Genomic DNA, 18,962 nt, shown 5'->3' on the forward strand with positions numbered 1-18,962 from the left:
CTCAGCGATTCGATGAGGGGTGGCGGTCGGGAGACGGGTGGGCCGGACACCGCGATACCGACCATCTACAAAGGTCTGGCAGGCGTCGTCGTCGACACCACCTCGATCTCCAAGGTGGTGCCGGAAACCAACTCGCTGACCTATCGCGGTTACGCCGTGCAGGATCTGGCGGCCCACTGCAGTTTCGAACAGGTCGCCTACCTGCTCTGGTACGGCGAGCTACCGACCGATACCGAGCTCGAGCGTTTCCAGCAGCAGGAACGGGCCTCGCGCCGCGCCGACCGGTCGCTGCTGTCACTGGTGGCGAAAATGCCCGATACCTGCCATCCGATGGATGTGGTCCGGACCGCGATCAGCTACCTCGGCGCCGAAGACCCCGCCGAGGACGATAATTCGGCGAAGGCGAACCGCGCCAAGTCGCTGCGGATGTTCGCGGTGCTGCCGACCATCGTCGCGGCCGACCACCGCCGCCGCCGTGGCCTCGACCCGATCGCACCCCATTCGCATATGGGTTACGCCGAGAACTTCCTGAACATGTGCTTCGGCACGGTGCCCGCACCGGAACTGGTGAAGGCGTTCGAGGTGTCGTTGATCCTTTACGCCGAGCACAGTTTCAACGCCTCCACCTTCGCCGCCCGGGTGGTCACCTCGACGCTGTCGGATATCTACAGCGCGGTCACCGCCGCCATCGGCGCGCTCAAGGGCCCGCTGCACGGCGGCGCCAACGAGGCCGTCATGCACCATATGCTCGAGATCGGTGACCCCGGCCTGGCCGAGACGTGGCTGCGCGAGAAGCTGGCGAAGAAGGAAAAGGTGATGGGCTTCGGTCACCGGGTCTACAAGAACGGCGACTCCCGGGTGCCCACCATGAAGAAAGCATTTCTGGACATCGCGGCGGTCACCGACGGACAGCAGTGGGTGCAGATGTACGAGGCCCTCGAGCGCACGATGGACGAGGCCACCGGAATCAAACCGAATCTCGACTTCCCGACCGGTCCCGCCTACCACCTGCTGGGGTTCGATATCGAGGTGTTCACCCCGATCTTCGTGATGAGCCGTATCACCGGCTGGACCGCCCACATCATCGAACAGGGCGAATCGAATGCGTTGATCCGGCCGCTGAGCGAATACGTCGGCGTCTCCCAGCGCCCGGTTGTGGCCTGACTCTTCGACACCCCGCCGTCGACGGCTCGCACGAGGCGTGCGAGCCGTCGATTCCGTTACCCGCCGCGGTCACCGCCGTGCGGCCGAATATCCGACGAGGTCGACCGATATGTTCTCCAAGATCCTGGTAGCCAATCGCGGCGAGATCGCCATCCGCGGGTTCCGCGCCGCCTACGAACCGGCATCGGTACGGTCGCGGTGTTCCCGCACGAGGATCGCAATTCGCCGCACCGGCACAAGGCCGACGAGTCCTACCAGATCGGGGAAGAAGGCCATCCCGTCCGCGCGTATCTGTCGATCTCCGATATCGTCGCGACCGCCGTCGCGGCCGGTGCGGACGCGATCTATCCCGGATACGGGTTCCTATCGGAAAACCCCGGGCTGGCGGCAGCGTGTGCCGCGGCCGGCATCACCTTTGTCGGTCCGTCGGCCGAGATCTTGGAGTTGACCGGTAACAAGGCACGTGCGGTGGCGGCGGCGAAAGCGGCCGGGTTGCCGGTCCTCGACTCGAGCGCTCCCTCCGCGGATGTGGCGGAACTGCTGACGGCCGCCGAATCCATGGAGTTCCCGGTATTCGTCAAAGCTGTCGCCGGTGGCGGTGGCCGGGGGATGCGGCGGGTTGCCGAACCGGCCGGTCTACGGGAGGCCATCGAGGCGGCCTCGCGGGAAGCGGAATCGGCATTCGGCGATCCGACGGTGTTCCTGGAACAGGCCGTGGTCAACCCCCGCCATATCGAAGTGCAGATCCTGGCCGATACCCAGGGCAATGTGATGCATCTGTTCGAGCGGGACTGTTCGCTGCAGCGGCGGCATCAGAAGGTGATCGAGCTGGCGCCGGCGCCGAATCTGGACCCCGAACTGCGGGACCGGATCTGCGCGGACGCGGTGGCCTTCGCCCGGCAGATCGGGTACAGCTGCGCGGGCACGGTGGAATTCCTGCTCGACGAACGCGGCAACCATGTCTTCATCGAGATGAATCCGCGGATCCAGGTGGAACATACGGTGACCGAAGAGATCACCGATGTCGACCTGGTCCAAGCCCAGCTGCGCATCGCCGCCGGCGAAACCCTGGACGACCTCGGTCTCAGTCAGGACACGGTGCGGATCCGGGGTGCGGCCTTGCAGTGCCGCATCACCATCGAGGACCCGGCCAACGGATTCCGTCCCGATACCGGCCGCGTCACCGCCTATCGCAGCCCGGGCGGTGCGGGCGTGCGACTCGACGGTGGCGCCCATGTCGGCGCGGAGATCGGGGCCCACTTCGATTCCATGCTGGTGAAGCTCACCTGCCGGGGCCGGGACTTCGATACCGCGGTGGCCCGGGCGCGGCGCGCCGTCGCCGAGTTCCGCATCCGTGGCCTGGCGACGAACATCCCCTTCCTGCAAGCGGTGTTGGACGATCCGGCATTCCGGGCCGGATTGGTGACCACGAGTTTCATCGAAGAACGCCCCCAGTTGCTCACCACCCGAGGCTCCGCCGACCGGGCTACCAAGATCCTGAACTACCTGGCCGATGTCACAGTGAACAAACCGCACGGCGCCCGGCCGACCGCGGTGTACCCGCACGACAAACTGCCCGCGATCGACCTGGCGGTGCCGCCGCCGGACGGTTCGCGGCAGAAACTGCTGACGCTGGGCCCCGAGGGTTTCGCCCGGGCGTTGCGCGAACAGAAGGCTGTCGGGGTCACCGACACCACCTTCCGCGACGCCCATCAGTCGCTGCTGGCGACCCGGGTACGCACCAACGGCCTGCTCGATGTGGCTGGGCATGTGGCGCGCCTGACCCCGGAGCTGCTGTCCATCGAGGCGTGGGGCGGGGCGACCTACGATGTGGCGCTGCGCTTCCTCTACGAGGACCCGTGGGAGCGGCTGGCCGCGCTGCGCGAGGCGATTCCGAATATTTGCCTGCAGATGCTGCTGCGCGGTCGCAACACTGTCGGTTACACCCCGTATCCGGAGCGGGTGACCCGGGCGTTCGTGGCCGAGGCCACCGAGACCGGTATCGATATCTTCCGGATCTTCGACGCCCTGAACAATGTGGACCAGATGCGCCCGGCCATCGATGCGGTCCGGGAAACCGGTACCGCGATCGCCGAGGTCGCGCTGTCCTACACCGGTGATCTCACCGGTCCGGACGAGAAGCTCTACACCCTCGACTACTACCTCAAACTGGCCGAGCAGATCGTGGACGCGGGCGCGCATGTGCTGGCGATCAAGGATATGGCCGGACTGTTGCGCGCGCCCGCGGCGGCGAAATTGGTGACCGCGCTGCGCAGCAATTTCGATCTGCCGGTCCATGTGCACACCCACGACACTCCGGGCGGGCAGCTGGCCACCTATCTCGCTGCCTGGCAGGCCGGCGCCGACGCCGTCGACGGCGCGTCGGCGGCGATGGCCGGTACCACGAGTCAGCCCGCGCTCTCGGCGATCGTGGCCGCCGCCGCGCACAGCGAATACGACACCGGGCTCGATCTGCGCAATGTCTGTGATCTGGAGCCGTACTGGGAGGCGTTGCGCAAGGTGTACGCGCCGTTCGAATCCGGTCTGCCGGCGCCGACCGGCCGCGTCTACACCCACGAGATCCCCGGTGGGCAGCTGTCGAATCTGCGTCAGCAGGCGATCGCGCTGGGGCTGGGGGATCGGTTCGAGGAGGTGGAGGCGAAATACGCGGCCGCGGATCGGTTGCTGGGCCGGCTGATCAAGGTCACGCCGTCGTCCAAGGTGGTCGGTGACCTGGCGCTGTCGCTGGTCGGCTCCGGGATCGATATCGAGGATTTCGCCGCTGATCCGGGCCGGTTCGATATCCCCGATTCGGTGATCGGTTTCCTGCGCGGTGAACTGGGCACCCCGGCCGGCGGCTGGCCCGAACCGTTCCGGGAGCGGGCGCTGGCCGGACGCAGTGCCGCCAAGACCGAGACGCCGCTGAGCAGCGAGGAAGAGAAAGCTCTCGATGGAGACTCCGCGCAGCGGCGTGCGATCCTCAACCGGCTGCTCTTCCCCGGGCCCACCGGTGAATTCCTCGCCCACCGCGACACCTACGGCGATACCTCGGGGCTATCGGCCAACCAGTTCTTCTACGGTCTGCGCTACGGCGAGGAGCACCGCGTCCAGCTCGAGAAGGGCGTCATCCTGCTCATCGGTCTGGAGGCGATCTCCGAACCCGACGAACGCGGTATGCGCACCGTCATGTGCATTCTCAACGGCCAGCTACGACCCATCGCGGTCCGGGACCGTTCCATCGCCGGCGAGGTGAAACAGGCGGAGAAAGCGGATCGTGACGATCCCCGGCAGGTCGCTGCGCCGTTCTCGGGCGTGGTCACCCTCACCGTCGCCGAGGGCGATAGCGTCACTGCCGGAGATACTCTCGGCACGATCGAGGCCATGAAAACGGAAGCCGCCATCACCGCACCACGGGCGGGCACGGTCGCGCGGGTCGCCGTCGGTTCGATTCAGCAGGTCGACGGGGGTGACCTCCTCCTCGTTCTCGCCTCGCGAAGCGCGGCCGAATAACAGTCGTCTCAATCGGTTCGGCCCGCCAGGCCCCGGCCCTTCGGGCTCGGCGGCGCGGTGCCGTTCTCGGCGGAATTCAGCCCGTCACCAGCGCGGCTGCGGCGGGCTGTCCGGGAGCTCGAACAGATGCGGTCGGCAGTCGCCTCGCTGGTCCCGGCCCGATCGGGAGTTCCGCTCAGGCCGGCCGGTCGCGCTGTGGGCGGTCGAGCCAATCCGCCAGGAATCGCCCGGCTTCCAGGACGTGTTTCTCGGCGATCACGCGGGCCGTGGCCTGGTCGCGCGATTCGAAGGCGTCGAGTAGCTGGTCGTGCTCGTGCAGCGAGTGCTTTTCGTGCTCGGGGAAAACGCGCAGGAAGTTCGACGGCACCACCCGGGCAGCCTGTTTGATCTGGGTGAGCAGTCGGGGAGAGTGGGCGGCGTGATGGATGGCCTGATGGAATTTCCAGTTCGCCTCGCCGATACCGTCGTCCCCGGAGTGGGCGGCCACACCGGCGGCCAATTCCCGTAGCTGCGCCAGCTCATCGGATGTGACGCGCTCAGCGGCCCAGGCCGCGGCCTGACCGGTGAGGACGCCGAGCAGGACGAAACTGTCGCGCACATCCCCGGCGCTGATCCCGATCACCGTGATACCGCTGCGCGGCGCGACTCGCACCAGACCTTCGAAGGACAGTTCGAGCAGTGCCTCCCGCACCGGTGTGCGGGATGTGGCGAATTCCTCGGTAATGGCGTCCAGGTCGATCCGGGAACCGGCGGGCAGTGCACCGGTGAGAATGCGATCACGCAGCTCCCGTGCGGCGCGTTCGCGCACCGTGCCGGAGATGTCGACAGCTGCCATTCGGCGGAGTTTACCAGTATCCGATATACCCAACTTCACCGTTGATATCTGATATATCAGATGCTACATTCAAAAAATGGCAGCGAGTCGACCAGATGACGCTGGTGGCGTTCATGCAAGCGGGCAGTACATCGGTGTACGCGGGGTCGTGGCGGCATCCGGCCACCGAACACGGATACCTCGACGCGTCCTATTACGCGAAGGTCGGCCGACAGCTGGAAGAGGGCTGTTTCGACCTCATGTTCTTCGACGACCGGCTGGCGATGCCCGGAATCTACGGGGGCTCAGTAGCCGAGGCGGTGCGCACCGGTGCCCGCCCGGTGAAACTGGACCTCGGCCTGGTGCTCGGTGTGCTGGCGCAGGCGACGTCGAATATCGGTCTCGGGGCCACCTACTCCACCACCTACTACGCCCCGTTCCATGTGGCGCGCACCTTCGCCACCCTGGATCACCTCTCCGGCGGCCGGGCCGCCTGGAACGTGGTGACCTCGGTCAACGACAGCGAAGCGCAGAACTTCGGACTGGACGCGCACCTCGGCCACGACGAGCGCTACGACCGGGCCGACGAGTTCCTGGACGTGGTAGCCGGCTTGTGGGACACCTGGGAACAGGGTGCCCTGCACCACGACCGGGAGTCGGGCTACTTCGCCGACCCCGCCAAAGTGCACGAACTGGGCCACCAGGGCCGTTGGTTCTCCGCTCGTGGACCGTTGACGGTTCCGCGGACGCCACAGGGTCGGCCGGTGATCCTGCAAGCCGGGTCCTCCGGCCGTGGTCGCGAATTCGCTTCGCGCTGGGCCGAATTGATTTTCACCGGCGACCCCGGTCTCGATGTCGCACGCGCCCATTACGCCGACCAGAAGGCCCGCATCGAGGCGGCCGGCCGCGACCCGCGGTCGGTGAAGATCTGCCCGATGGCCTACGCGGTGGTCGGCGAATCGGAACAGCATGCCAAGGAACGCGAGGCAATGTTGCTCGACGACCTGGTGGACCCCATGGCTTCGCTGACCTTGCTTTCCGAGCTGACCAACTACGATTTCGCCCGCCACGGACTCGACGATCCGGTGACCGACGACGTGATCGCCTCGATCTCCGGTATCCGCGGGCTGGTGGAGAACATGCGAGCCCATCTGGGCCGTCCGGTGACCGTCCGCGATCTGGCCGGGCACCGCGCCACGCTCCTGCAAGGACCGCGCTTCGTCGGTACCGGACCGCAGGTCGCCGAACAAATGGCGGAATGGTTCCACGGCAAGGCGTGCGACGGGTTCGTCCTGGCGGCCACCCATATGCCGGGCGCGTTCGAGGATGTGGTCCGGATGGTGGTGCCGCATCTGCAGCGGGCCGGCCTGTTCCGGACCGAGTATGCGGGCAACACCCTGCGTGAGCACCTCGGCCTGCCGGTACCCGCGTCCACCCGGGCCGCCGGATCGAGTGTGTAGATGGCCGGCACCGAAAGCGGTCCGCTGCTAAGCGGAGTCCGCGTCTTGGATATGGCCACATTGGCGGCGGCGCCGCTGGCGGCCACCTACCTCGGTGAGTTCGGCGCCGAGGTGATCAAGGTCGAGCAGCCGGGTGTGGGCGACCCGATCCGATCCTGGGGAAACCAGCGCGACGGCGTCGGCCTGATGTGGAAATCGGTGTCCCGCAACAAGAAATCGGTCACGCTGAACCTGCGGGTCCCCGAGGGGCAGAAACTCCTGCGGCGGCTCGCCGAGCAGGCCGATGTGGTGATCGCCAATACCCGGGCCCATACCCTGCGCCGCTGGGGATTGGACTACGAAGGCCTGGCCGCGGTCAACGACCGCCTGATCATGTTGCACATCACCGGTTTCGGGCTGACCGGCCCGAAGAGTGAACGGCCCGGATTCGGCACCCTCGGTGAGGCGATGAGCGGTTTCGCGCATCTCACCGGTGAAACCGGTGGGCCGCCGACGCTGCCGCCGTTCATGCTCGCCGATGGGGTGGCCTCACTGAACGCCGCCTACGCCGTGGTGATGGCGCTCTACCATCGCGATGTGCACGGCGGGCCGGGGCAACTGATCGATATCAACCTCATCGACCCGCTGGCCCGGCTGCTGGAACAGACCCTGCTCGGCTACGACCAACTCGGCCTCGTACCCACTCGGGCCGGGAACCGCTGGGATATCTCGGCCCCGCGCAACACCTACCGCACCAGCGATGGTCACTGGCTGGCCATGTCCGGCAGTTCGCCGGCCCTGGCACTGCGGGTTTTCCGCGCCATCGGCCGCGACGACCTGGTCACCGACGCCGACTTCGCCGACCCCCAGCGCCGACTGGCCCGCGCGGTGGAAGTGGACGAGGCGGTCGCGGAGTGGGTCGGCGAACACACTCTCGCCGAAGCGATGTCGGTATTCGACGCCGCCGAAGTCGCCGCCGCCCCGGTTTACGATATCGCCGACCTGGTCGGCGACGAGCAGATGCGCCACCGCGGCGTCTTCGTACCGGTCGGCGACGACGAACTGGGCACGATGACCGTGCAGGCTCCGGTACCGCGATTCTCCGCAACGACCGGCCGGCTCGACCACCTCGGGCCCCGCCTCGGCCAGCACAACAGCGAGGTCTACCGCGACATCCTCGACCTGACCGACTCCGAACTCGACGATCTGCGCGCCCGCGGCGTGCTGTGACCGATACCAGACAAGGATTCTCATGACTTCTGTACTGCGCCGCTCGGAACTGGCGCTTCCCGCCTGCAACGATCACATGTTCGACAAAGCCCTCGCCAGCGGCGCCGATCTGGTCTTCCTGGACTTGGAGGACGCCACTCCGGAAAGCCGCAAAGCCGAATCGCGGGAGAAGGCGATCGGCGCCCTGAACGACCTCGACTGGGGCCGCACCACGCGAGCCGTGCGCATCAACGGTCTCGATACCCCGTGGTGCCACGACGACATCATCGAGGTAGTCACTCGGGCCGGGCATCGACTGGACACCATCGTCGTACCCAAAGCGCTCACCGCGCGCGATGTGTGGTGGGTCGATGTGCTGCTCACCCAGCTCGAGACGAAACTCGGCCTGGACCGCAAGATCCGGTTGGAGGTACTGATCGAGGAAGTGGAAGGCCTGGCCAACGCCGAGGCCATCGCGAAAGCCAGCCCACGGGTCGACGCGCTGATCTTCGGTGTCGGCGATTTCTCGCTCTCCCAGGGCGCCCGGGTCGACACCAACTTCGAACCCCTCGGCGACTACCCCGGCGACTTCTGGCATTACGCCCGCGCCAAGGTGATCGTCGCGGCCAGGATCGCCGGTGTCGTCGCGATCGATGCCCCGTTCCCGGATTACGCGAACACCGAGGGCTACGAGCGTGATGCCCGCCGCGCCTCGCTGCTCGGCTACACCGGCAAATGGGCCATCCACCCCGTGCAGGTGCCGATCGCCAATACGGTCTACGCGCCGACTCAGGCGGAGATCGCGCTGGCCGAACGCAATATCGCTGCCTACCGAGAAGCCGAGGCGAAGGGCCGGGGCGCGGTCGGTGTGGACAGCGTCCTGGTCGACGCGGCGCATGTGAAGATGGCGCAGGCGACCCTCGCCCGCGCCGCGCTGATCGAGAGTGTCGAGAAGGCAGTCGTCGGCTGACAGCCTCCGGTGTCCTGTCGCCGGCGCGGCGCCAGGACACCGGCCTGCGGCGTAGAAAGCCCCGGTCATAGTCGGTACCCATACCGGGACAGCGGCTGTCCGGTTACCTGATCGCGACCACCATGGCATCGTTGATCGATCGCCACGCCACCCCGGCCTCCAGGAATCCGGCTTCTTTCAGCCGCAGGCAGTGCCAGGCGGCTGGGTGCTCCGCGCCCCCGGCGTGCTGGTCGAAGATCGCTCGGCTGCCCTCGTGTGCCACGGCCAAGTCCGGGTCGGAAGCCACCTTCGCCCACCATTGCTCCCAATCCAGCGCGCCCATCGCGCGGGCGCGGTCCTGGTGCGCGTGCTGGACGGTCTCGTCTATCGCGTTGAGCATCGGGGTCTCCGGATCGGGCATGTGATCGGCGTTGACGAACACACCGCCCGGCCGGACCACCTTCGCGAGGTCGGTGTAGAGCCGGGCCAGGGGTTCGGTCTGCATCCAATGCGTCGACGTCGCGGTCAGAACGGCGTCGAACGGCTCGACCGGCAGGCATTCCATCCAGCCCGGCTCGGCCAGGTCGGCGGTCGCGAAGGTGATGCGTGAATCTCCCTCGAACGATCCGCGGGCCATCGCCAGCATCGTCGGGTCGATATCGACCGCGAACGATCTCGCGTCCGGAAGACGGTCGAACAGACGCCGGCTGATAGTGCCTGTTCCGCAGGCCAGATCGAGAATACGTGGTGCCGGCCCTACCGCGGCCGCCACCACATCCACCATCACCCGGAACCGTTCCTCGCGCTCCGGTAGATAGAACTCTTGCTGCTGATCCCAACTACGCTGCCACAATTCCCAGTCCACAACGCCTCCGTTTCCAGAATCAACGTGCAGGTCTGCCGATCGGCGATAGGTAGTGGAACAACACCCGGCGAGTCATCGAACCAAGTCTCGGCAGGGGAGGCTACACACGTTCGGTCCGGATGGTCGCCGACAACGATGCCGAAGAAGGCATCGTTGCGATAAAGATCTGACCGGTGCCGGGCGAGTGGCCTCGCCCCGGGGGGAAGCGATGCTGTCCGGTGCCGCGCGGCCATGGCCTGTCGGTCAGCTCATCGTGCGACGGGATTCGCTCGATTCCCGCGCGGCACGCAGTTCGGTGGCCACGGCCTCGGTTCCGCGGGTCAGAGCGGTGGCGAGGATTCGGATCTCGGCGACCTTGTCCGCGCCGCGGTCCGGTCGCCGCGTGTCGAGGCCGGGTGCCGATGCCGGCGCGGTGGGAACATGCAGCGAGCACGAACTCGATACGGCCACCGAACCGGCGATGCCGAGCAGTGCGCCGAGAGTGCTCAGCGCGGTATCGAGATCGGTGGGCTCGATGGTCCGCCCGTCGACCACACCGGCGACGACCAGTTTGCGGGTCAGCGCCGGGACAGAGGCGACCGACCGGAGCGTGGCCCCCGCGGTGAAATCCAGTGCGACGCCGTCGATGCCCATATCGGCCAGTGCGGCGAGGGCGGTGTGGTTGTGCCCGAACGGGGTGGCGACGAGGACCGCGGGCCGGTGTGGTGTGCCGCACAGGGCGGCGTAGGCCGCGCGCAGCCGGGACAGTTCGGTGGTGGTGAGGGCGGTGCCGAGAATCGGTTCGTCGAGTTGTACCCACGACGCACCCGCGTCGGCGAGCTGTTCGAAAAGGGATTGGTAGAGCGGAACGATCTCGGCGAGCCGGTCGAGCGGGTCACCGGTGGTGTGCCGGGACATCGTCAGGAAGGTCAGCGGGCCGATCGTTACCGGGCGGGCCGGTACACCGAGCGCCGTCGCCTCGGCCAGCTCGGCGAGCAGCTTCCCGGCGTCGAGGGTGAAACGGGTCTGCCGGTCGATCTCGGGAACGAGGTACCGGTGACCGGTGTCGAACCACGGCGCCGTCCGCATGGCGTCGATGGTGCCGGTTCCTTGCGCGGCGGCGAGGTAGCGATCGGACGGGTCGGCGAGGTCGAGCACTCGAGCGGGCACGGCCCCGAGCATGAAGGCTGTGTCGAGCAGATGATCGCCGTAGGCGGAGGTGCCGACGGGGATGGAGTCCAAACCTCCGTCGGCGAGCGCGCTGAGTTGGGCCTCGCGCAGGGCCCGGGCGGTGGCGTGGAGCTGGTCGGGATCGGCGGTCCCCGACCGATAGTCCTCGACGGCGCGTTCGAGTTCTCGGTCGGGTCCGGGCCGGGGCAGGCCGAGAACGGTTGCGGTGAACGGCGGGGGCGGGACTGCCACGATGATCGTCTCCAGTGCGTTGCGGACGGCCGCCACCGCCCACGGGCAGCATCGACCGCCGACCACTGAGGGGCGATATGGCGTCGCCCGGAGCGCAGCGCTCCGCAGGGTCGGGAAGCCGGTCCGCGCGCCCGATCCACGAGGCGGTGGCCGCCGGGCACGGCGTGCCCGGCGCAGCGGCAGGTCTTCGGACTCGCGGGCACCGGCCTGTTCGGCCGACCTAGTGGCCGTCGCTTCCCGGGCGAGTACCCAGTGCTCGATGACGGCGGTCGTTCCCGCTCACCGCTGCGGGACAGTCCCGGAATCCCACCGGGTTCCCTCTCACCGGATCCCGGGATATCCCAGGATCCGGTTTCGACGCGTTCACCCGTGCCTGGGAATCCAGGTCGGCCGGAGATGAACGCGAACCAGCTGCTCGCTCATGATAGTCCGGCCGGGAGCCGCGCCGGTGCCGTTGCCTTCGGCCCGGTTGCGTAGTCGGGGGCCACCCCGGTGAAGCGTCGCCCGGTGCGAGCTGGGCGCTCGAGGTCTGGTCCGGATCGGCTCGGAGCCATTGGTCTGCTCCGCTCCGGACCGGCTGAATTCCCTGCTGTAGGTGTTCCCGGAACCGGGCCCGGTACGGAGCGGCTATCCAGTGCTCACCTCCGATGTGAGGTAACCGTCTTTCGCGATCCGATCGGAGTTGGCTATATTTGTCGGCGCAGCTGGTTCGCCGGAGGCGGAGTCGAGGAGCCCCTGATCCGTCCGATGGTGTCGAAGCTCGGTGGTGTTCGCATCGTCGAGTGAGAGGGAACCCGGTGGAAATCCGGGACTGTCCCGCAGCGGTGAGTGGGAACGACAGCCGTCACCCGCACTGGGCGCCTGCCTGGGAAGCGACGGTCGGTAGGACCAGCCCCGGGCCTCGAGCGCCGGGGTCGACCCGTTCGAGGGGTCGATGCCCACGAGTCCGAAGACCTGCCCGTTGTACCGGATACGCCGTATCCGGTGGTCGTCGCCTCGTGGATCGGGCGTTACGCCGAGTGGACCCGGGCACGGGAACGATGCTTCATGGGCTCCGCCAGTGTGCGCTCTGAATGGGTGGCGGTCATCGCTGCTGACCATGGAGTTCATTGATGTCGAACCCGCACACTACTTTTTCCGCAACCGTGCTGGGGCTCCCGCGCATCGGCCCCAACAGGGAGCTCAAACGCGCTACCGAGTCCTACTGGGCCGGGCGCCTCGATGCCGAGGGCTTGCACGCTGTCGCCGCGGACCTGCGCACCACCGCGCTGACCGCGGCGCGGGACGCCGGGCTGGATTCGGTGCCGGTGGGCACGTTCTCCTATTACGACCAGGTGCTCGATACCGCCGTGCTGCTCGGTGCGTTGCCCGAGCGGGTGTCGGGGATCGCCGATGAGCTGGATCGCTACTTCGCGGCGGCTCGTGGCAACGCCGAGGTCGCTCCGCTGGAGATGACCAAGTGGTTCGACACCAACTACCACTACTTGGTGCCCGAACTCGCCGCGGATACCGCGTTCTCCCTGCATCCGGAGAAGCCGCTGGCCGAGCTGCGCGAAGCGCTGGCTCTGGGCGTGCCGGCCCGCCCGGTGGTCGTCGGACCGATCACCTTCCTGAAGCTGGCCAAGTCGGTGGACGGCAGCGACCTGCTCGAGCGCCTGCCCGACCTGCTGCCCCTCTACGAGCGGCTGCTCGACCTGCTCGCCGAGGCCGGTGCGCAGTGGGTGCAGATCGATGAGCCGTCGCTGGTGACCGATCTGACCGAGGCCGAGCTGGCGGCCGTGCGTTCCACCTACCAGCGACTGTCTCAGGTGTCGGCGCGCCCGGCCATTCTGGTGGCCGCTTATTTCGGCCGCCTCGGGGTGGCGCTGCCGGTGCTGGCGGAGACCGGCATCGACGGTATCGCCGTCGACCTCGTCGCCGGTGGCGATGCGGACCTGGCCGTGGCGCAGTCGATCACGGACAAGCTGATCGTGGCGGGTGTCGTCGACGGTCACAATATCTGGCGCGTCGACCCCGATCACGCGCTTCCGCAGCTGACCGGGCTGCGCGATGCCGGAGTGTCGGTGGCCGTGTCGAGCTCGTGCTCGCTGCTGCACGTGCCCTACAGCCTCGCGCCCGAGACCGATCTGGACGAGCGCCTGCGCAGCTGGCTGGCATTCGGCGCGGAGAAGATCGCCGAAATCCGGGTGCTGGCCACCGCTCTCGCTGAGGGCGAGGGCACTGTCGCGGAGGCTCTGGAGATTGCTCGCACGGCGGTGGCCGACCGTAAGTCCGACCCGCGGCTGCGGGTCGAGTCGGTACGTGAGCGGCTGGCCGGACTGGACGCTGACACGGTGCGCCGCACCCCGGCCGACGAACGTCGCGTGCTACAGCAGCAGCGGCTGAACCTGCCGTTGCTGCCGACCACCACCATCGGCTCCTACCCGCAGACGAGCCGCATCCGGGTGGCCCGCGCGGAATTGCGCCGAGGCGAGATCGACCGGGCCGAATACGACACCCGGATGCGTGCCGAGATCGCCGAGGTCATCGCGCTGCAGGAGGAGATCGGTCTCGATGTGCTGGTGCACGGGGAGCCGGAGCGCAACGATATGGTGCAGTACTTCGCCGAGCAGCTCGACGGCTTCGCCGCGACGATCAACGGCTGGGTGCAGTCCTACGGCACCCGGTGCGTGCGCCCGCCGATCGTCTACGGCGATGTGGTCCGTCCGCGGGTCATGACCGTCGAGTGGATCACCTACGCGCAGTCGCTGACCAGCAGGCCGGTCAAGGGAATGCTGACCGGCCCGGTCACCATCCTGGCGTGGTCGTTCATCCGGGACGACCAGCCGCTCGCCGACACCGCCCGCCAGATCGCGTTGGCGATCCGGGACGAGACGGTGGACCTCGAGGCGGCCGGTATCGGCATCATCCAGGTCGACGAGCCCGCGCTACGTGAGCTGCTGCCGCTGCGTAAGGCCGATCAGGCCGCCTACTTGGACTGGGCGGTCGACGCGTTCCGGCTCTCGACCTCCGGCGTCGCCGATGCCACACAGATCCACACCCACCTGTGCTACTCGGAGTTCGGTGAGGTCATCGGGGCCATCGCGGGGCTGGATGCCGACGTCACCTCGATCGAGGCGGCGCGCTCGCATATGGAGGTGCTCGACGACCTCAACGCGGCCGGGTTCGGCCTGGGTGTCGGCCCGGGTGTCTACGATATCCACTCGCCGCGCGTGCCCGGCACCGAGGAGATCGAGAAGTCCCTCGCGCTCGCGCTGAAAGCCGTTCCGGCCGAACGGCTCTGGGTAAACCCGGACTGCGGTCTGAAGACCCGTCGCACCGACGAGGTCATCGCCTCGCTGCGTAATCTCGTCGCGGCGGCCCAGGCGCTTCGCTGACCTGTGACCGGGGCGCCCGCCCGGCGGGCGCCCCGGTTCCGCGGCGTTTCCCTTCCAGCCCGAGGCCTTCATGCACTTTTTCCCCGCGGACCGCACGCCGACCGGCCATGCCGTCCGAACCGCCCCTGCGGTGCCCGCATCCCGATCGGTGGTCGAGAGCCTGCGCGCCCACTCCACGACGCGGGTTCCGTTCTCCGTGGAGTTCAACCCGCCCCGGGACGCCGATGGTGAGGCCCGGTTGTGGCGCACCGTCCGGCAGTTCGAGCGCATGCATCCCGCGTTCGTGTCGATGACCTACGGTGCGGGTGGTTCGACCAAGGACCGCACCGCTCGCATCACCGGGCAGTTGGCCCAGCAGACCACCCTGCTGCCGATAGCGCATCTGACCGCGGTCGGGCACAGTCTGGCCGAACTGCGCGCGCTCGTCGGTTCCTACGCCGATTGCGGCATCCGCAATATCCTCGTTCTGCGCGGAGATCCGCCGGGCGACCCGCTCGGGGACTGGCAAAAGCATCCGGCCGGTGTCACCTATGCCGAGGAACTGGTTCGGGTCGTGCGCGATCTCGGCGACTTCGATGTCGGTGTCGCATCCTTCCCACAGGGCCATCACCGGTCCCCGGATCTGGAGACCGACACCGCTTTCCTGGCCGCGAAACTCCGCGCCGGAGCCGACTATTCGATCACCCAGATGTTCTTCGACATCGAGCACTACCTGCGGTTGCGTGATCGCATCGCCGCGCACGATCCGATCGAGGGCGCGAAACCGATCATCCCCGAACTGATGCCGATCACCTCACTACGCACCGTGCGCCGGGCGGTGGAGCTGTCCGGGCGGGAGTTGCCGGCCGCGGTACTGGATCGGCTGCGCAAGGCCGCGGGGGACGGCCCGCAGGAGAACCGCGAGGCGGTCCGCGCGGCAGGTATCGAGATCGCCACCGAGATGGCGCAACGGCTCATCGACGAGGGTGCGCCGTGTCTGCATTTCATCACCCTCAACTTCGCCAAGGCCACCACCCAGGTGCTCACCGATCTCGGCTACGAAGTGACAGCAGCGCCTCGGCCGGCGACGCGATCTCCGTCGGCTGCCGTCGGCAGGTAGCGGACACTGCGAGCGCTGTGGCAGTCGACCCGGACCGGGCTACCCGACTGCGGAAACCGCAACGGCCGAGCGACGGCCTACGGCTTGGACAAGATGAGGAACACCCCTGTGGCTGATAACTCCGGACGATCGATGTTCGGTGCAGCGCGTTTCGACGATCGCCGGAGCGGACGGAGCACGGTATTCCGGGATCCGGGTGCCGTGATCAGCGCGCGGACACTCGACGGTGTGAAATCCGCGCTGTCCCGCGCGGAGGAACTGGCTCGCCGCGGCAACTGGGTATACGGATTCGTGTCCTACCAGGCGGCTCCCGCATTCGACCCCGCGCTGCATGTCCGGGACCACACCGGGGCAGGTTCGATGCCGCTGTGCTGGTTCGCCGCGGTGCCACCGGATCACGTCTTTCACACCGACACCCGGCTGGACGTGGCCGGACCCGGGTCGTACCGTGTCGGCGACTGGCGCATGGCCGATTCCGTCGAGCGCTACCACCGGGCCGTCACCACTGTCCGTGAGCGCATCGCGGCGGGCGAGATCTACCAGGCCAACCTGACCACCAGGCTCGATGCCGCGATCTCCGGTGATCTCACCGCTGTGTACGCGGACCTGCTCGCCGCCCAGACCTGTTCCTACGGTGCCTACATCGACACCGGCGAGCACGCGGTCCTCAGCGTGAGCCCGGAGTTGTTCTTCCGCTGGGCCGGCGGGCGAGTGACGACCCGCCCGATGAAAGGCACGGCCCCGCGCGGGCGCGATTTCAGCGAAGACGCCGCCCTGCGAGCACGGCTGTCGGCGAGCGCGAAGGACCGTGCCGAGAACCTCATGATCGTCGACCTGCTCCGCAACGACCTGGCCAGAATCCCGGGCGCCCGCGATATCCGCGTGCTGTCGCTGTTCGATGCCGAGCCCTATGAGACGGTATGGCAGCTGACGTCGCATATCGCCGCCGAGGTACCGGACCGGACCGGCCTCGACAGCGTCTTCACCGCGTTGTTCCCGTGCGGATCGGTCACCGGGGCGCCGAAGTATCGCAGCATGGAGATCATCGGCGAACTGGAGAACACACCACGAGGGCTGTACTGCGGAGCCGTCGGCGTGATCGCGCCCACCGGTGACGGCGGTATCGACGCGACGTTCAGCGTCGCGATCCGCACCCTCGTCCACGACCGCGCCACCGGCCTGGCCCGCTACGGCGTCGGGGGCGGGGTCACCTGGGACTCGACCCCGAGCGGCGAATTCGCCGAAGCGCTGACCAAGGCACGAATCCTGGATCGGCTCAACAGCATCGAACGGATTGTGCCGGCACGCGGCGCTGTCGGCGATATGTACTCCTCACAGAAAGCCGGTTGACCGATGGCTCGAACACGCATCATGGGGGTCCTCAATCTCACCCCCGATTCCTTCTACGACGGCGGCCGATACACCCATCCCCGCGAGGCCGTCCGGCACGGCCACCAGATGCTCGCCGAAGGGGCCGACATCATCGACATCGGTGGTGAGTCGACGCGGCCCGGCGCCGTCGAAGTCCCCGCCGAGGTCGAATGCGAGCGCGTCTGCGCAGTCGTGGAGGCCCTGTCGCGGGACTGCCTCGTGTCCATCGATACCCGCCACGCGCAGGTCGCGCGCGCCGCCGTCCACGCCGGCGCCCGGCTGATCAACGACGTCTCCGCATCGCTGGCGCCGGTCGCCGCCGACCTCGGAGTCGGGTGGGTCGCGATGCACATGCGCGGTACCCCGGCGACCATGCAGGAGGCACCTCACTACGACGACGTCGTGGCCGAGGTCGCCCACCAGTTGATCTCCTGTGCCGAAACCGCCGAGCGTCTGGGAGTGCCCGAAGTCTTCATCGACCCCGGCCTCGGATTCGGCAAGACCACGGCCCACAACCTGGCGCTTGTCGAGGCGATCGATGTGCTCGCCGGAACCGGATATCCTGTGCTCATCGGCGCCAGCCGCAAATCTTTCATCGGTGCGGTCCTCGGCATCACCGACCCCGGCCAACGCCTTCCCGGTTCGCTCGCCGTCGCTGTTACTGCGGTCGCCCGCGGCGCAGCCGTCATCCGCACACACGACGTCGCACCCACCCGCCAGGCTGTGCTGATCGCCGAAGCGGTCAACGCACCCGCCCTCGCGCACCGGTGATCACCGCCCGGATCGGCCGAGTTCGCGGCCACCGCCCGATGAACCAGAAGGCATCAGCAACATGAAACACCCCGCGGACCGGTGTGACATCGTCTACTTCTTACAGCCCGAGACACACATCGCACCGGCTCGTGAATATCTGAGAACAGCACCGACCCGGGTCCGCGCCATCATGTACGCGTGCGTGGTCGCCGTTGCGGAAGCACCGCGGGACCAGTTCGCGGGCGGCGGCCACTGGGAAGTCATGGACGGCAGAATGTCCGGCTGGTTCGCGGTCAGCGTCAACACGAAAGACCGCGCGCAGCACCGCCTGTTCTGTCTGCTCGACGAAGACGCCATCGGAAGGGATCGGCCTCTGCTCGTCGTGATCGCGGGAAAGACCAAGAAATTCGGTGCCGGCGCGTTCGCCGGGAGCGACTACGCACAAATCCGGCAGATCGGCGCGGAGTATCTGGCGCACAATCCCCGGTCGATCTGCTGAAGTCTCACTGGCCCCGCTGATCCCGATCGGCCCGAGCCGGTTCGTCCAGAGCCTCGATCTCCCGACCCACGAGTGCCCGGGTCACCATCGCCCGCTCGTGCTGGTCCATCGGTTCCAGGACCAGGCGGTACCCCAACGCGGCGGCGATATTCGACAGGGATTCGAAGGGTACGTTCGGCGGTGTCGCATCGAGTACCCGCCGAACCGTCGACCTCCGAGAATCCACCGCACACGCGAGCACCGACGCGGACAGCTTCGCAGCGCGCTGCGCAGCGTTCAACTGGCCGACGATCGAGCTCATGGTCTCGGTCCGGATCGACTCCAGCACGAATGCCCGACGGAACTCCTTGGCGCCCATCTCGGCTGCCAGATCATCCCAGAACGCACTGCTGTTTGCCGACATCACGCACCTCGCCGAATACCTCGTGGACATGCCGACCACACACATCCCGTGGCGCGAGTCCAGTGAGTAGCGCGGGTCTTCCGATGAAGGCGGTGCTGTGTGGGCGAAC

The 18,962-nt window shown here is 67.5% G+C and carries 13 protein-coding genes, 1 pseudogene and 2 riboswitches; of the genes and pseudogenes, 10 read left to right on the plus strand and 4 right to left on the minus strand.

What is annotated here, in order from left to right; translation table 11 throughout:
- Positions 1–12 precede the first annotated feature (12 nt).
- Positions 13–1,164, plus strand: a complete 1,152-nt coding sequence (locus ACQPYS_RS10695; RefSeq protein WP_433493020.1) for a bifunctional 2-methylcitrate synthase/citrate synthase — start codon at positions 13–15, stop codon at positions 1,162–1,164.
- Between the two features lie 109 nt (positions 1,165–1,273).
- A pseudogene (locus ACQPYS_RS10700) lies at positions 1,274–4,674 on the plus strand (pyruvate carboxylase).
- Between the two features lie 175 nt (positions 4,675–4,849).
- On the opposite strand, the gene ACQPYS_RS10705 reads toward ACQPYS_RS10700, so the two are convergent.
- Entirely contained in the window at positions 4,850–5,509 is a 660-nt protein-coding gene (locus ACQPYS_RS10705) for a GntR family transcriptional regulator (RefSeq protein ID WP_433492462.1), read from the minus strand.
- Positions 5,510–5,604: 95 nt separating this feature from the next.
- Here ACQPYS_RS10705 and ACQPYS_RS10710 point away from each other — a divergent pair, with 95 nt between their 5' ends.
- Genes ACQPYS_RS10710 through ACQPYS_RS10720 form a run of 3 tightly spaced genes read left to right on the plus strand, consistent with a single transcriptional unit; the run spans position 5,605 to position 9,106 of the window.
- Positions 5,605–6,948 carry an LLM class flavin-dependent oxidoreductase gene (locus tag ACQPYS_RS10710; protein ID WP_433492463.1) on the plus strand — a complete coding sequence of 448 codons (1,344 nt, stop codon included), beginning with the start codon at positions 5,605–5,607 and terminating at the stop codon, positions 6,946–6,948.
- A 24-nt stretch (positions 6,949–6,972) separates the two neighbouring features.
- Positions 6,973–8,157: a CaiB/BaiF CoA transferase family protein gene (locus tag ACQPYS_RS10715; protein ID WP_433493021.1), complete on the plus strand. Its 1,185-nt coding sequence runs from the start codon at positions 6,973–6,975 to the stop codon at positions 8,155–8,157.
- Between the two features lie 22 nt (positions 8,158–8,179).
- Entirely contained in the window at positions 8,180–9,106 is a 927-nt protein-coding gene (locus ACQPYS_RS10720) for an HpcH/HpaI aldolase/citrate lyase family protein (protein ID WP_433492464.1), read from the plus strand.
- A 103-nt stretch (positions 9,107–9,209) separates the two neighbouring features.
- Here the strand turns inward: ACQPYS_RS10720 and ACQPYS_RS10725 are convergent, their stop codons facing one another.
- Together ACQPYS_RS10725 and ACQPYS_RS10730 are read right to left on the minus strand one after the other, a co-directional pair.
- Positions 9,210–9,950 carry a class I SAM-dependent methyltransferase gene (locus ACQPYS_RS10725; RefSeq protein ID WP_433492465.1) on the minus strand — a complete coding sequence of 247 codons (741 nt, stop codon included), beginning with the start codon at positions 9,948–9,950 and terminating at the stop codon, positions 9,210–9,212.
- Positions 9,951–10,193: 243 nt separating this feature from the next.
- Positions 10,194–11,417, minus strand: a complete 1,224-nt coding sequence (locus tag ACQPYS_RS10730) for a hypothetical protein (protein WP_433492466.1) — start codon at positions 11,415–11,417, stop codon at positions 10,194–10,196.
- A 95-nt stretch (positions 11,418–11,512) separates the two neighbouring features.
- A riboswitch (cobalamin riboswitch) is annotated at positions 11,513–11,695 on the minus strand.
- 409 nt (positions 11,696–12,104) lie between these two features.
- A riboswitch (cobalamin riboswitch) is annotated at positions 12,105–12,327 on the plus strand.
- 136 nt (positions 12,328–12,463) lie between these two features.
- Between ACQPYS_RS10730 and metE the strand changes: the two genes are divergently transcribed.
- The 5 genes from metE to ACQPYS_RS10755 all read left to right on the plus strand — a co-directional run bounded on the left by metE (position 12,464) and on the right by ACQPYS_RS10755 (position 18,450).
- On the plus strand, positions 12,464–14,728 hold the full coding sequence (metE, locus tag ACQPYS_RS10735) for a 5-methyltetrahydropteroyltriglutamate--homocysteine S-methyltransferase (RefSeq protein WP_433492467.1): 2,265 nt from the start codon (positions 12,464–12,466) through the stop codon (positions 14,726–14,728).
- A 70-nt stretch (positions 14,729–14,798) separates the two neighbouring features.
- Positions 14,799–15,827 (plus strand): methylenetetrahydrofolate reductase, encoded by a 1,029-nt coding sequence (locus ACQPYS_RS10740; protein WP_433492468.1) that lies wholly within the window; start codon positions 14,799–14,801, stop codon positions 15,825–15,827.
- A 228-nt stretch (positions 15,828–16,055) separates the two neighbouring features.
- Entirely contained in the window at positions 16,056–17,177 is a 1,122-nt protein-coding gene (pabB, locus tag ACQPYS_RS10745; protein WP_433492469.1) for an aminodeoxychorismate synthase component I, read from the plus strand.
- Between the two features lie 3 nt (positions 17,178–17,180).
- Positions 17,181–17,969 carry a dihydropteroate synthase gene (folP, locus tag ACQPYS_RS10750; protein ID WP_433492470.1) on the plus strand — a complete coding sequence of 263 codons (789 nt, stop codon included), beginning with the start codon at positions 17,181–17,183 and terminating at the stop codon, positions 17,967–17,969.
- Between the two features lie 184 nt (positions 17,970–18,153).
- Complete coding sequence (locus tag ACQPYS_RS10755) at positions 18,154–18,450, plus strand: hypothetical protein (RefSeq protein WP_433492471.1); 297 nt, start codon at positions 18,154–18,156, stop codon at positions 18,448–18,450.
- Between the two features lie 4 nt (positions 18,451–18,454).
- On the opposite strand, the gene ACQPYS_RS10760 is transcribed toward ACQPYS_RS10755, so the two are convergent.
- Entirely contained in the window at positions 18,455–18,853 is a 399-nt protein-coding gene (locus ACQPYS_RS10760; RefSeq protein WP_433492472.1) for a hypothetical protein, read from the minus strand.
- Positions 18,854–18,962: the final 109 nt, after the last annotated feature.

Origin of the sequence: Nocardia grenadensis (assembly GCF_050942415.1) — a bacterium.
GTDB lineage: Bacteria > Actinomycetota > Actinomycetes > Mycobacteriales > Mycobacteriaceae > Nocardia > Nocardia grenadensis.

Coding starts and splice junctions, on each gene's coding strand:
- ACQPYS_RS10695 (WP_433493020.1), top strand. CDS start 13: ATGAGGGGTGGCGGTCGGGAGACGGGTGGGCCGGACACCGCGATACCG.
- ACQPYS_RS10705 (WP_433492462.1), bottom strand. CDS start 5,509: ATGGCAGCTGTCGACATCTCCGGCACGGTGCGCGAACGCGCCGCACGG.
- ACQPYS_RS10710 (WP_433492463.1), top strand. CDS start 5,605: ATGACGCTGGTGGCGTTCATGCAAGCGGGCAGTACATCGGTGTACGCG.
- ACQPYS_RS10720 (WP_433492464.1), top strand. CDS start 8,180: ATGACTTCTGTACTGCGCCGCTCGGAACTGGCGCTTCCCGCCTGCAAC.
- metE (WP_433492467.1), top strand. CDS start 12,464: ATGTCGAACCCGCACACTACTTTTTCCGCAACCGTGCTGGGGCTCCCG.
- ACQPYS_RS10740 (WP_433492468.1), top strand. CDS start 14,799: ATGCACTTTTTCCCCGCGGACCGCACGCCGACCGGCCATGCCGTCCGA.
- folP (WP_433492470.1), top strand. CDS start 17,181: ATGGCTCGAACACGCATCATGGGGGTCCTCAATCTCACCCCCGATTCC.
- ACQPYS_RS10760 (WP_433492472.1), bottom strand. CDS start 18,853: ATGTCGGCAAACAGCAGTGCGTTCTGGGATGATCTGGCAGCCGAGATG.